The following is a 13660-nucleotide window of genomic DNA, read 5'->3' as shown; positions in this document are numbered from 1 at the left end:
TTGGCCGGGGTGCAGTTGCCCTGGCTGTTTGATCACAAAACAGGTAACAGGAGTGTGGGATATGAAGTTTATGAAACGATCGCAAATCTTCGCCTCGTTGGCTATTGGCGCCGCGTTTGCTCTGGGCATCGGCGAATACGCCGTCGGTGCGGAGCACGCTCCAGCAGCCGTCAAAGCCTATCCGGCCGGCACGACGATGGCCAAAATACAGCAACGCGGCAAGCTAATTGTGGGAGTCAAAGTCGATTTCCCGCTGTTTGGGCTGAAAAACCCGGTGACTGGCAAACTGGAAGGGATGGACATCCAGCTCGCCCAGGGAATTGCCAAGGATTTGACGGGCAACGCCAACAATATCCAATTCGTCGAAGTCAATAGTGGCAACCGCGAGGTATTTCTGCAGCAAAACAAGGTGGATATCGTGATCGCTACCTACCCGCCAAATCCCAAACGCGAGAAAGCCGTCGATTTTGCCGGGCCGTACCTCATGAGCCCGATCGGCACCATGGTGAACAAAGGCGACGATTCCATAAAGAAGGTGTCGGACCTCAACGGCAAGAATATCTGTGTGACCAAGGGCTCGGGCTCGGAAACCTACGTTCCGCTGAATGCGCCCAAAGCGAAACTGACGGTATTTGGCACGATGACGCAATGCATGGAGGGGCTTCTGCAGAAGCGGGTCGACGGGGTTACGACGACGCAGAGTATTTTATTGGGACAAATGAGCCAGCACCCCGGCAAGTTTCAGCTTGTACCGACAGAGCTGCTGAACACGGCGGGGAAAAAGGCCTCGGATAACGACTCAATCGGTTTACCGAAGGGCGACAAGGCGCTACACGATTATCTCGATTCGTACCTGAAGAAAATCTTCGCCAACGGTGAATGGAAGAAGATGTACGACAGCACACTCGGCACGGTAATGCCGGGCGACGCAACGCCGCCGCCTATCTTGTATTAGGGGAAAGCATGGCCAGCGGGACATTTTAAGGGTACCTATGTCGTTTTTGCTCCCTTATCTTGGCGAGTTCGCATGGGGCATCGTGTATACGATAGGGCTTGTGGCGCTGGGCTGGATCGGCGCCATGATTCTGGGCACGGTGCTCGCGATAATGCGCGTAAGCCCCATTCGTGCGGCACGGATAGCGGCCGCTGGCTACATTCTGGTTTTTCGCAACATTCCGATCCCGGTTCAAATGGTGTTGTTCGTGTTCGGGTTTCCGCTGCTCGGCATTGTGTTTTCATTGTTCTCTTCGGCCGTAATCGTCCTTATCGCGTATCACGCGTCGTTCGTTTGCGAGACGCTCAGATCGGGTCTGAATACGGTGGCCGTAGGCGAGCTGGAGGCGAGCCGGTCATTGGGGTTTGCCCCGTTCGGCACGATGCGTTATCTTGTCCTCCCGCAGGCTTTTGCGGCTGTAGTCCAACCGATGGGCAATGTGTTGATTTTGCTGGTGAAGAACACCTCGGTGGCCGCAATAATTGGAGTTGCCGAGTTGACTTTTACCGCAGACAAAATTGCGATCGAAGAGGTGCAGGCATTTATTGTGCTCGGCGGAGCCGCTCTCGCTTATGTCGTCATTTGCCTTGTACTCAAACGGCTCGTGTCCCTGCTTGAACGCAAGGTCGCCTTCAGCAAATGAGCACAACAAACCTATTCGAAGAGCCCGGGCCTCGTGGCCGGCGCCGCAATCGTGCGATCGAGGCCATTTCGTGGGTCATCATGGCCGGTGTGGCGTACGTTGTCATCCGGACACTAAACAAGAACGGCGCATTCGACGCGGCTGCATGGCAACCGTTTGCTCAATGGGGCGTATGGCAACAACTCGGGCTAGGGCTGCTCAACAACCTGAGGGCCGCCGTCGTCGGCATGTTGTTGTCCATGTTCTTTGGCTGCTTCCTGGGCTGGGGACTTCTATCGACGCGAAAAATGGTCCGGCACCCTTGCCGTGTGTTCACCGATGTTTTCAACGGCATCCCGATACTGCTGTTGCTGTTCTTCACGTCGCTGGTGCTTCCATCGTGGGGATTGCCTCTTTCCGATTTCTGGTTTTTGGTCATCGCGTTATCGCTCTATAGCACCGCGGTAGTCGGAGATCTGGTTCGGGCGGGTGTCCTGGCTTTGCCGCGCGGCGAGTCAGAGGCCGCTGCGGCGCTCGGATTCTCCGGGCTCCAGAGTATGTGGCTGATTCTTCTGCCGCAAGCGCTGCGCTTGATGAGCCCCGCGCTTGTGAGTCAGATGGTGATCGTGTTCAAAGGAACCACATTGGCGTTCGTGCTTGGCGGTTACTTCGATCTGCTCCGCTCGGCAACGGTGCTCGGTGCGTACTTCAGCCGTTCATTGCTGCAAGCCCAAGGCATCGCCGCAATCGCGTTCATGCTGATAAACATTGCGCTATCGCAAATAGCATCGGCAATCGATCGAAAGGAAAAGCAACGCTATGGGGTTCAACCCGTTGCGCTCGACGAATTGGATGCTAACGGGCGCACCGCACATTAATGGCAAGGGCCCGGGGGTGGCCAATTGCCGCCGTGGGCCGGCCTCCAAAACACGGTCACCTACCGGAGCTGCGGTGGAGCTTCTCGGATGCGGCCTGATTCAGGCGTGCCGCTTCCTGTTCAGCATAGGCCCGTTCCCCTGGCTCATACGGCCCGTCATACATGCAGCTGCTACGGCTCACCTTGCACTCGTTGTCACGACCCAAATCGTTGTTGCGACCCGAATGGCTGGAGCCGATTAAAGAGCACCCAGAAACAAGTGCGGCAAGAAACAGTGCTACGCCGTATCGGCTCAACGTTTGAATGGACATCGTCTCCAGGCCCACGGAAATGTTATAGCCGTTTTTATAACAGGTTCTTGTGAATTTTCTTCCAGCCAGGCTACGGATATCGGCACAAAATGTGTCAAGAACCATAGCCAATCGTAAACGACAGGTTATGGCTCTTTTACATGGTGTGACAAGATAAGGTAATTATCGATCGCGCTTGGCGAGACCAAGAGCCTTGTGTTTACCGGAGTGTGCTGTGGTGGAGACAGCTCCTTCATAATCCAACCGCTACCGAAAGGCGGCGGGATTAGCCAGGCGACATAAATATGGTAAATATCACGTTTGGGAGACAAGTCCATGAATAACAAAATAGCCATCATGATTTTGCTGAGCTGTCCTGCTCTGGCGTTCGCCGCGGATACCGGGCAGTTGCCTTGCCACACTACGGCCCAATGTAATCAGCAGGCAGCAAAGGCTGGAGCGTCGACAGGCTCACTGACCACCAGGGATGGCAACGCCACCAGCAAAACAGACCAGGCCGAAGACCAATTTTTCTGGCTGAATAAAATCAACAAAGCATCAACGGTCATGCTGACGGAAGAAAAAATCATCTCGCCCGAAATGGGTCGCAAAATTGCCAAAGGGGTCGAACATGTCATAGACCAGGCCAAACAACCCGATGGCAGACGCCCCAAAGATGTGCTGCAGATCGAAAGCATCATCACCGAAGCGATCGGACCCGATGCTTCGCTGGTTCATACCGGCCGCAGCCGGCAAGACATGTACGCCACGTTCCGGATGGCGAAGCTGCGCACCGAATTGCTGGACTACTCCGACGCCTTGAATACCCTGCGCGAGCGCATGCTGGCAACCGCAGCCAAAAATGTCAACACTATCGTACCGGCCTACACCAATGGCGTGCAGGCCATGCCCATTACTTACGCGCATTATCTTTTGGCATACGAAGCCTCTTTCGACCGTGATGCGCAGCGCATCCATGAACTGTATAAAAGGCTGAATCGCAGCGCCATGGGAACGGCCGTGCTGGCCAATTCAAGCTGGCCGCTGAATCGAAAAAGATTGGCCGAGCTGCTCGGCTTTGACGGTCCCATAGAAAATTCGCTCGATTCCAGCCAGATCGCCCCTTCCGATATCTCGCTGGAAGCCACCGGCATCGTTTCATCCACGGCCATACGCCTGGGAGCGATTCTGGGCGACATCCATACCCAATATCACCAGACCCGCCCCTGGCTGCTGTTGAACGAAAGCTCGACCTACACCAGCAGCGCCATGCCGCAAAAACGCAATCCGGGCGTTATCATGCGTGCTCGAGAAGCGGCCTCTGATGTAGTCGGCCTGGCGCAAACCGTTATTTTCAGAGTCCACAATGTCACCACCGGCATGACCGACTATAAAGATCCGTGGGCGGAAATCGGCTTCTTTCCCCAGGCCATCAAAATGATCAAGGGGATGAATACCGTCATGGACGCCCTGACGATCAATCCCAAACGTTCGCTGGAAGAACTGGAAGACGATTGGACTACTTCGATGGAACTGGCCGAGACATTGCAAAGAGAGCACCACATCCCTTTTCGGGTCGGTCACAGCTTCGCTTCATCCATAGTGACCTACGCCCGCGCCAATGGACTCAAGCCCAAAGATTTCCCCTACGCCAAAGCGGTAGAGCTGTATGCTCAGGCCATTACAAAATTCAAGTTGCCCGACCCGGCCAAACTGCCGATTTCCGAAACGGAATTCCGGCAAGTGCTTTCACCGGAATTCATGGTCATGACCCGGGTAGGTCTGGGCGGCCCGCAACCGGCTGAAGTGGAACGCATGCTGGCCGAGGCTCGAGCCACCTTGTCGGCCGACCGCGTCTGGATGCGGAAAACACGCCAAAATCTGAAAGATGCCGACGTAAAACTCGATAAGGCGTTTAACCTGCTCTTGGATGCTCAATCGAAATAAAGCGTTCAATGGCGGCACGCATCCGGGGATGTGGTATTGAACAGGCGACGTTAATTACAGTCGAAGCTTTTTTCAAGGCAGTGGCCTGCCACGCTGTCGTCTTAGGTCACCGTATCTCCGAGTTGGGAGATATTTGTGAAAATGAATCTTGCCAAATTTTGCCAAACAATCTACTATTGATTTCATGAGTACGATGAATATCTCCCTTCCTGACTCGCTCAAATCCTTCGTCGACGAGCAAGTCACTCAACGCGGCTACGGCACGAGCAGCGAGTATGTGCGTGAGCTGATTCGCAAAGATGCTAATCAACAACATCTGCGCGGCCTGCTGCTGGAAGGTGCAGCCTCCGCTCCGGCCGCTCCAGCCGACGCTACTTATTTCAACACCCTGCGCGAGCGCGTTCAGAGACACACGCGAAAGTGAAAACCAAGCCCATTATTCCGCGTGGGCTGGCCAACCGGGACGTGAACGAAGTCATTGGATACTATCTGAGCGAGAACGCTGAGCGGGCTGTGTTGGGCTTCATCAATGCCTTGGAACAGGCCTACGCCCATATCGGACTCCATCCTACTACCGGCTCACCTCATTACGCCCATGAACTGAACCTTCCCGGCCTACGTTCCTGGCCGTTGACACGCTACCCATATCTGATTTTCTACATCGAGCGCGATGATCACATTGACGTCTGGCGCATTTTGCACGGCCAACGTGACATCCCGGCGAGTTTGAGCGGGGACACTAACTCGGACGACGCCCATTGACGTTCTCTCATTCAGAAAGCGCCGAACCCTGGCTGCAGGCTATCAAGGCAACCCGTCGAGCCGCGCAGCCAGTTGTGGAATATTCGTTAGGGCTATGCCGAAATCCTCGTCAAGCACCCGCACGATTTCCGCGCTTGTTTCCAGCCGGCGCCGTATCTCGCCGCCATCGAGCGTGTAGACGGCATAATCACGATTCCGCAAGGCCAGACGCGCGGTGGGCGTGGGTCGCGCGGCAATCAGGTTTTGCGTGAAATGCGAGCGGGGGCTAGTGGAAAGATAATAGTTGCAAATTTCATAATCCACGGCATATTGAGGCGACAGGTCGAATCGATAAAGAGAACGCCATTCGTGGGCGATCCGGCTCTGCATGCGCCATTGGTCGCCGTCGCGCAGCAGCCGGAAATCGCCATGCGGCGTCGCTTGCGGCGTACCCGCCCGCAAGCTCAGCACGCCCGTCAGGGTCTGGCCGCCAAATCCAACGTCCACGATATGGCGGTCGCCGCCCAGATCCACGGCCAGAAGCATATGAGTGCGCGCCGTATGGGCATCGTCGGGTTGAGTCCAAAGAACGCGCGCCGCCAAATCGACGACATCAAAGCCGATGCAACGCAAGGCCTGCCCGAACAACAGGTTCTGTTCAAAACAGTAGCCGCCGCGCCCATCGCGAACCAGCTTGCGCTCGACGTCGGCCAAATCCAGGCTGACTGGCAGCCCCAGAAATGGGCTGAGATTCTCGAAAGCGATGCTCTGCGCGTGATGCAACGCCAGCCCACGCAGACACGGCAACGTGGCCGCCGTCGCCCCGGTATAGCCGATGCGTGTCAGATAAGAATCCAGGTTCAAAGCGTGGGTCATAACAGAGAGTCTTCTTTAGACATAATTCCAGTTATGGCAGCCGCAGGGGCTGCCGCTACATGATTCACGGATACGCTTCTGTAGCGGCACCCCTTGTGGGTGCCATCACCCCACTCACGCGTCTTTGGCCCGCTGGGCCACCAGATCGGCCATGACGCGGCTGGGCTCGCCTTGGGCGCGCAGCCCCTCGACCACCCCCAGGCGATCCACTTGCGGGCGGTTCTGGCTGACTTTCCATTTGCCTTCCATACGGCCAACCGCAATCTCCAGGCCGATAATCGCCTTCATTTGGGTCGCAATAAAATCCGCCGGCGCATCTTCGATTTTCCAGGGCGGGACGCGCGCGTGCTCTTGGGAGTATGTCAAATCATGCAGATGACTACTCAGCCACGCCGGATCTTCTTGCATACAGGGCGTGCCCCACGCATGGACGGTGACGAAATTCCAGGTCGGGACAACCTTTCCGGTCTCCTTTTTTGTCTGATACCACGAGGGCGTGATATAGCCGTTCGCCCCCTGGAACACCACCATGCATTCATCGGCCTGGGCCAGTTCCTTCCATTGAGGGTTGCCGCGCGACAGATGGGCGCGCAGGGTGCCGTGCTCGCCCTCATCGGGATAAAACAGGAACGGAATCAGATTGGCCATCAAGCCGCCAGGGCCGGCCGTGACGAGCGTGGCCAAAGGATGAGTACGAATCAAATCATGCAAAAGGCCAATCTGGTCTTCTCGAAAAACAGGCGGCAAATACATTACGACTCCCAAAAAAGGAAAAATGTCAGGGGCAATTACTGCTTATGATACGGAGTAAATCTTATCCATGCATTAGAAAGACCATTACAATCAACCGCATGTAGGACCCATGCATCCTCGCGTCGAGGCCCTGGGCCAAACTGGAGATCTGCATGGCTTCAACCCCGGAAAACGTCAGCATGGCGCTCTTTTGCGATTTTGAAAACGTCGCGCTCGGCGTACGCGAAACCCAGCACGAAAAATTCGACATCACGCCGGTACTCGAGCGCCTGCTTTTGAAGGGCAACATTGTCGTGAAGAAAGCGTATTGCGACTGGGAGCGTTATAAGGGCTTCAAGGCCACGATGCACGAAGCCAACTTCGAGCTGATCGAAATTCCCCATGTTCGCCAGTCCGGCAAAAACTCGGCCGACATCCGCCTGGTCGTCGATGCGCTCGACCTTTGCTATACCAAAGCTCACGTCAATACCTTCGTCATTATCAGCGGCGATTCCGACTTTTCGCCATTGGTCTCGAAACTGCGCGAGAACGCCAAGCAAGTGATCGGCGTGGGCGTCAAGCATTCCACCTCCGATCTTCTGGTGGCCAACTGCGACGAATTCATTTTTTACGACGACCTGGTGCGCGAGATTCAACACGCGGCAGCCAAACACGACACACGGCAGACCCATCCGGCGGCCAAGCGGTCGCCCGAAGAAGAAAGCCGCCGCAAAGACGAACTGGAAGCCCGCAAGACCAAGGCCGTTGAAATGGCGGTAGAGACTTTTGATGCGCTGCTCTCCGAAAAAGGCGACAGCGGCAAGATTTGGGCATCCGTGCTGAAAGAAGCGATCAAGCGCCGCAAGCCCGACTTTAGCGAGTCCTACTACGGTTTTCGCGCCTTCGGCAATTTGCTCGAAGAAGCACAGGCGCGCGGCCTGCTTGAGTTCGGCCGCGACGAAAAATCGGGGGCTTACGTTTACCGCAGCAACGAGAAAGCGGTTGGCGCCAAGGCGGCGATCGAAGCGCCCGTAGCCACGCAGACGCTGCCCGAGGCCGTGGCCACCTCGCCCGCCGACGATAAGGCCGTCGGTCACGCCGACGACAAGCCTGCGGCACGCCGCAAGGGGCGAGGCGGCCGCAAGCCTGCCGCGAAAAAAACCGAAGCCGCCATGCCGCAGGCATCGAATCAAATAGCGACAGGCCCTGTGCCTGTCAAAACCCCGGCCCAGCCCACAGCAGAAGCAACAGCCGCCAAAAAAACACGCAAGCCGGCCGCCCGGACAACAGGGAAATAATGATTTTGGCACCCACAAGGGGTGCCGCTACAAGCAAGGCATGACGTGTTCAAGCTACCGCTATTATTATTTGTTTCATCCCTTTTTCTGTCATCGGCCCATGCCGGCGATTTATCGTGGACGGATACGCATGCCAGTCCCGCGATCGGCACTTTGAATACACAGGTATCGGTTGCCTATTCACATGTCAAATTCGGCACGGCCATACCGCCTGGCTCGACTATCACGCTGGCCAGCGCAAACCAATCCTACCCGGGAAACGCAATAGTACAGACGTTGCTATGCTGGAATGGAACTGAAAAGTGCATACCGATGTCTGGCGGGCACGTCAACACCCATGCGTTTGACGGACTTGCCCCCGGCAAAACGATGTACCTGGTGTATCGGGTCTTAAGCTGGGGCTCCTCTTTTCCACCATTGGTGATTTCGGGGAACGTCAATATCTGGTTTACGGCACGATAATTGCGCGGATATCGAAATGGCACCCACAAGGGGTGCCGCTACAAAAACGTACCCACAGCAGGCCGCAGCGACTCACCTGATCACACGGGCCAGGGCGGCTCGCGAAAATGTTCCACCAGAAAATCGATCAATGCCCGCACCCGCGGCAGCAAATGGCGCCGCGTCGGATAGACGACATAGATTCCCATTTCAATGGATCGATACTGCGGCATCAACTCCACCAGTTTGCCGGCACGCAAATCATCGCCCACCAAAAACGTGGGCTGGAGAATGATGCCATGATCGGCCAAGGCCATGGCGCGGCAAGTGTCGCCATTATTGGTGCGCATGAAGGGGCGGGTTCGTACACTGACACCGCCATCGGGTCCGTCAAATTGCCACTCATCGCGGGTCGACCAATAGCTATACGCGATCGTCGCATGCTGCGCCAGGTCATGCGGATGCAGAGGTTCCCCGCGCTGGCGCAGATATTCGGGCGAGGCCGCCAACACCATACGCGTACGGGCCAAACGCTTGCTGACCAGCGTCGAATCCGGCAACCGCGCAATGCGTACCGCCAGGTCATAGCCTTCGTCGACCAGGTCGACGACACGGTCGGCCAAGGTTACGTCGAACAATACGTTGGGATGCGCAGCTTTGAATACGCCCCACAAGGCGGACAGATGCAGAATGCCAAAGGTGAGCGGCGCGTTGATCCGAAGCAGCCCACCCACCTCGCCGCTGCGCGTGCTCAGCTCCGCTTCGGCGCCTTTGACCCCGGCCAGCAGCTCTCTGGATCGCTCATAAAACAGCTGGCCCTCCTCGGTCAAGGACAGACGCCGGGTCGTGCGATGCAATAACCTCACGCCCAGACGCGACTCCAGCTCTGCCACATAACGCGACACGGCCGCCTTGGACATGGGCAAGGCATCCGCCGCGCCGACAAAGCTTCCGGCGTCCACCACCGCCGTATAGACACGCATCTCTTCGAATCGATCCATTATCCCTATATCCAGAACAATATATTGATAAAAAGCTAGTTTATCCCAATTCAGTAAACCTATAAAGTAGCGGCTAGACATCAAGCCCACCTTAAACCACACACTTTATTTGGAGTACATCATGACAATTTCTCGCATTGACTCAGCCGCGGCTGTTGCTCGATTGACCCTTGGCGCCATTTTGCTGGCCCACGGCCTGACCAAACTTCTGGTATTTACCTTGCCAGGTACCGCCGCGTTTTTCGCATCGGTTGGTTTCCCCGGCTGGACCGCTTACATCGTCACTCCGCTCGAAATCCTGGGCGGCCTGGCCATCCTGCTGGGGTACCGTGCCCGAATCGCCGCCATTATCACCTTGCCGATATTGCTGGGCGCCCTCAGCGTCCATGCGGGCAATGGCTGGTCGTTCACCAACGCCCATGGCGGCTGGGAGTTTCCGGCCGCGCTCGTGTTGCTGGGAGTTATCGTCGCGCTGCTGGGCGAAGGCCGTTATGCGCTGCGCCCAACCTCGGTAAACAACAGCTGAACACGCCAAGCGCCCGCAGCGGCGCTTATGCAAAAGGAGTCTGATCATGTCGCGCCAACCCGTTTTATTCATCTCCCACGGTGCGCCCACCTTTGCCCTTGAGCCCGGTCGCGCCGGAGCCCTGTTGCATGCCCTGGGCGAGCGTTTGCCCAAACCCAAAGCCGTCCTCATCGTCTCGCCGCACTGGATCACCCACGACATCGCGGTGACCGCAAATCCACAACCGGCGACCATCCACGACTTTGGCGGCTTCCCGGCAGAGCTGTACACGCTTCAGTATCCGGTTTCCGGCCAACCTGGGCTGGCGGGCCGAATCGCATCATTGCTGCGCGAGGCGGGCTACACCACAACACTCGAGGAGCGACGCGGACTGGACCATGGCGCCTGGGTACCTTTGCGCCATCTGTATCCCGAAGGCGAAGTGCCTGTCGTTCAGGTGTCGATGCCGGAATGGCTCGATACAGAATCGGCGTGGAAGCTGGGGGAGGCCCTGGCGCCGCTGGCCGACGAGGGTGTATTGATTATCGGCTCCGGCAGCCTGACGCATAATCTGTACGAATTTCGGCAACAGCACGGCGAAGAGGCCGATTATGTGCACGAATTCGTCCTTTGGGCACGCCAGGCCGTTCAATCGCACGATCGCGATGCCTTGGTGGACTATCTGCAAAAGGCTCCGCAGGCGCGGCGCGCCCATCCCTCGCCCGACCATTATTTGCCGTTGCTGGTTGCGGCTGGCGCCGGCGGGATGAAGGCGAGAGTTGAAGTGCTGGACGGCGGCGTCGCTCATGGCGTGTTGTCGATGGAATCTTATTTGTTTGAATCGAAGTAGGCGGGATGCTGCAGCTAGAGGCGTGGGTGGCACCCACAAGGGGTGCCGCTACAAAAACGTACCCGCAACGAATGTAGTGGCAGCCCTTGTGGCTGCCATCCGTTCTATGCAGCACCTTCGGCCATTGCGCCACCGGAATTCCGTCTACAATCATTTCAAAGCCTGATTCACGACGAACTATGACCTATTCCAGCCGTCCTGCTCCGACGATCCCACTGGGATCCGCCACCGCCGGGGCGACTTCCGTATCGCGACCCTTGCTTAAACCTGGAGCAGCCAGCCCCATCGCCGGCATTATTGTGCTGGTGCTGTCGACCTGGGCGCTATCGGCCCTGGACTCCAGCGGCAAATGGGTGATGGGCGTGGGCGTGCCGCTGCTGTTTCTGTGCTGGGTGCGCTACGTGGTCCACCTGGCCCTGGTGCTGGCGTTGGTGCTGCCCTCGCGCGGCCTGCGAGCCCTGCGCAGCCTGCGCATGCGCAACCAGATACTGCGCGGCGCGATTATGCTGCTGGCCACTCTGTCGTTTTTTACGACCCTGCGCTACCTGCCGCAGGCCGAAGCAACTTCCATCAATTTCTTGGCCCCCCTGATCGTCCTGGCGCTGGCCCCCTGGGTGCTACGCGAACCGCCACGCCTGTCGCGCTGGATTGCGGCAGGTATTGGCTTTACCGGTGTGCTGATCATTATTCGCCCCGGCAGCGGGCTGGACCCCGTGGGGACGATGTTCGGACTTATCGCCGCCTTCGTCAGCGCCGCCCAAGCCATAGCAACCCGACGCGTGGCCATCGACGATCCATTCACCACGTTGATATGGAGCGGTGCGGTGGGCAGCGTGTGCCTGACCCTGGCCCTCCCCGTGATACTGCCCCCCGCCCTGCCCGCGCTGGCATCGCTGACCATGGTGCAGTGGGCAGTGCTGCTATCCACGGGATTTTGGGGCTGTATCGGACACTTGCTGCAGATTCAGGCCTACCGAAGCGCCTCTGCGTCCATGCTGGCGCCGTTTATCTATTTCCAGATTATCAGCGCCAGCACGCTGGGCTTGCTAATCTGGGGCCAGTTTCCCGATGCTCTGACGTGGCTGGGTATTGCCATTATCTGCGCCAGCGGTATCACCATTGGGGTCGTGGAATGGCGTGCAGGGCACAAACGTGGATAGAATTGGCTTTTAAAGAATGGCCAACTATATCGGCGCGAGCGTTGCAAACGCACTCACCAGGGCCAGTACGCCTATACCCAACAGTATCTCCAGCGCCACCGCGCGGCCAAATACCCTGTTGGCGCGCTCCGAGTTGCGATTCATCGCGGGCACCAGCACATAGCGATTCATCAACGCCAGCAGCAGCATTAAACCCACCAGCATCATTTTCAAAAGCAACAGGCGCTGATAGGCCGACTCCCAATGAAACGGCCATTTGCCCAGTACCAAGTCGATATTGATCATGCCGCTCACGATGACGCCCGCGACGGCAATATGGCCCAAGGTCGAAAACTTGACGTGCGTACGAATGACCTCTGATCGGCGGTCCGTTTTCAGGTAGCTCAGTGTCAGCCATAGCGGAATCAGGCAGCCCAGCCAATAGGCGCCCGCATACAAATGCACGGCTTGGTTGAACCGGGCGAGGACTCCAAGGGCTCCCTCGTGCACGGCCGCATGTCCGACAAAAGCCATGCAGAGCAAAATCAGGATGGAGAGCAGCAACAACGCCGTATGCCTGTATCGAAGCGGCCCAAATAGCGCGACGCATACAGCCAGGCCCGACAAAACCAACTGCCACCGCCAAACCTGCCCAAAGGCGGTGCCCAGCACCGCCAGCCATGTGGCGGGATCCCACGCGTCGGACCAGCCATTACCCATTTGCCCGGCCTGCAGCAACAACAAGGCCAACGCCCCCAAGCCTGCGATGAGACTACTGGATAAAAGCCACGTGCGCGTTCTTGCTCTGCATTCGCCACGAAACGAAGCAGGAGTCAGGCACTCTGTATAAACAGACAGTCCAAACAGCAGGTATATCGCGCCGAAATGAACCAGGCGCACCAACACATAGGCGGCGTGAACGCTCATGTCTTACTTGACGTTAAATGTGTATTCGCCCTTTGTCTTGTGGCCATCGACCGAAACCGCATGCCAGCTTACCTGATACGAACCCGCAGGCATCAGACCGCCAACAGGAATAATCAAACGTGTATCGTCTTTCGAATCGACTGTGGGTGCGCCCAGTTGCACCGGCGCATGCTTGGCGCCCGCAAGAACGATCCCGCTGAATTTGGGTTCGACGCCTTCGGAGAATTTGAGCTCTATGGCTTTGGGCACGGCATTAATCGTCGAGCCGGCCGCAGGAATCTGAGCCTCAAGATGGGCATGCGCCAGGGCCGGTTGCGCCACCAGGGCCGATGCAGCCAGCAAAACAGCACTACCTAATTTCGAGATGGGACGAACAAACGACATAGCGCAGACTCCAATTCATAAAATTCAAACCCCTTA

14 protein-coding genes and 1 pseudogene are annotated in these 13660 nt (G+C 57.2%); 10 read left to right on the top strand and 5 right to left on the bottom strand.

Annotated elements, in window-relative coordinates; all coding sequences use genetic code 11:
- Positions 1-28 precede the first annotated feature (28 nt).
- From EDC26_RS10905 to EDC26_RS10875, 6 genes are all read left to right on the top strand, one after another.
- A complete protein-coding gene (locus EDC26_RS10905; RefSeq protein WP_165930996.1) occupies positions 29-955 on the top strand; it encodes a glutamate ABC transporter substrate-binding protein in 927 nt (308 codons plus the stop codon).
- A 37-nt stretch (positions 956-992) separates the two neighbouring features.
- Entirely contained in the window at positions 993-1637 is a 645-nt protein-coding gene (locus EDC26_RS10900) for an amino acid ABC transporter permease (RefSeq protein ID WP_132582468.1), read from the top strand.
- The gene (locus EDC26_RS10895; protein ID WP_132582466.1) at positions 1634-2494 is read left to right on the top strand and encodes an amino acid ABC transporter permease; all 861 of its coding nucleotides are present in this window, start codon (positions 1634-1636) and stop codon (positions 2492-2494) included. The genes EDC26_RS10900 and EDC26_RS10895 overlap by 4 nt, the downstream gene beginning before the upstream one ends.
- A 625-nt stretch (positions 2495-3119) precedes the next feature.
- Positions 3120-4730 carry an argininosuccinate lyase gene (locus EDC26_RS10885; protein ID WP_132582464.1) on the top strand — a complete coding sequence of 537 codons (1611 nt, stop codon included), beginning with the start codon at positions 3120-3122 and terminating at the stop codon, positions 4728-4730.
- A 184-nt stretch (positions 4731-4914) separates the two neighbouring features.
- A complete protein-coding gene (locus EDC26_RS10880) occupies positions 4915-5154 on the top strand; it encodes a type II toxin-antitoxin system ParD family antitoxin (RefSeq protein WP_132582462.1) in 240 nt (79 codons plus the stop codon).
- Positions 5151-5492: a type II toxin-antitoxin system RelE/ParE family toxin gene (locus tag EDC26_RS10875; protein ID WP_132582460.1), complete on the top strand. Its 342-nt coding sequence runs from the start codon at positions 5151-5153 to the stop codon at positions 5490-5492. Before EDC26_RS10880 ends, EDC26_RS10875 begins: the two co-directional genes overlap by 4 nt.
- Before the next feature lie 42 nt (positions 5493-5534).
- Here the strand turns inward: EDC26_RS10875 and EDC26_RS10870 are convergent, their stop codons facing one another.
- Both EDC26_RS10870 and EDC26_RS10865 read right to left on the bottom strand, forming a co-directional pair.
- A complete protein-coding gene (locus EDC26_RS10870; RefSeq protein WP_132582458.1) occupies positions 5535-6347 on the bottom strand; it encodes an arylamine N-acetyltransferase family protein in 813 nt (270 codons plus the stop codon).
- Between the two features lie 114 nt (positions 6348-6461).
- Positions 6462-7100 (bottom strand): FMN-binding negative transcriptional regulator, encoded by a 639-nt coding sequence (locus EDC26_RS10865; RefSeq protein WP_132582456.1) that lies wholly within the window; start codon positions 7098-7100, stop codon positions 6462-6464.
- 152 nt (positions 7101-7252) lie between these two features.
- On the opposite strand from EDC26_RS10865, the pseudogene EDC26_RS10860 reads away from it, so the two are divergent.
- Positions 7253-8359: pseudogene (locus EDC26_RS10860) on the top strand (NYN domain-containing protein); the annotation flags it as partial.
- 560 nt (positions 8360-8919) lie between these two features.
- Here the strand turns inward: EDC26_RS10860 and EDC26_RS10855 are convergent.
- Entirely contained in the window at positions 8920-9819 is a 900-nt protein-coding gene (locus EDC26_RS10855; protein ID WP_132582452.1) for a LysR family transcriptional regulator, read from the bottom strand.
- A gap of 121 nt (positions 9820-9940) precedes the next feature.
- On the opposite strand from EDC26_RS10855, the gene EDC26_RS10850 reads away from it, so the two are divergent.
- The 3 genes from EDC26_RS10850 (at position 9941) to EDC26_RS10840 (ending at position 12334) form a co-directional block, all read left to right on the top strand.
- Positions 9941-10345 carry a DoxX family protein gene (locus EDC26_RS10850; protein ID WP_132582450.1) on the top strand — a complete coding sequence of 135 codons (405 nt, stop codon included), beginning with the start codon at positions 9941-9943 and terminating at the stop codon, positions 10343-10345.
- Between the two features lie 46 nt (positions 10346-10391).
- A complete protein-coding gene (locus EDC26_RS10845; RefSeq protein WP_132582448.1) occupies positions 10392-11174 on the top strand; it encodes a dioxygenase family protein in 783 nt (260 codons plus the stop codon).
- A 179-nt stretch (positions 11175-11353) separates the two neighbouring features.
- Positions 11354-12334 carry a DMT family transporter gene (locus tag EDC26_RS10840; protein WP_132582446.1) on the top strand — a complete coding sequence of 327 codons (981 nt, stop codon included), beginning with the start codon at positions 11354-11356 and terminating at the stop codon, positions 12332-12334.
- Positions 12335-12358: 24 nt separating this feature from the next.
- Here the strand turns inward: EDC26_RS10840 and copD are convergent, their stop codons facing one another.
- Positions 12359-13240 carry a copper homeostasis membrane protein CopD gene (gene copD, locus EDC26_RS10835; protein ID WP_132582444.1) on the bottom strand — a complete coding sequence of 294 codons (882 nt, stop codon included), beginning with the start codon at positions 13238-13240 and terminating at the stop codon, positions 12359-12361.
- A 3-nt stretch (positions 13241-13243) separates the two neighbouring features.
- Positions 13244-13624 carry a CopC domain-containing protein YobA gene (yobA, locus tag EDC26_RS10830; RefSeq protein ID WP_132582442.1) on the bottom strand — a complete coding sequence of 127 codons (381 nt, stop codon included), beginning with the start codon at positions 13622-13624 and terminating at the stop codon, positions 13244-13246.
- Positions 13625-13660 lie beyond the last annotated feature (36 nt).

Origin of the sequence: Paralcaligenes ureilyticus, assembly GCF_004346225.1 — a bacterium.
Lineage (GTDB): Bacteria > Pseudomonadota > Gammaproteobacteria > Burkholderiales > Burkholderiaceae_B > Paralcaligenes > Paralcaligenes ureilyticus.
The sequence above is the reverse complement of the archived record's forward strand: the minus strand, read 5'-3'. Positions and strand labels throughout refer to the sequence as shown.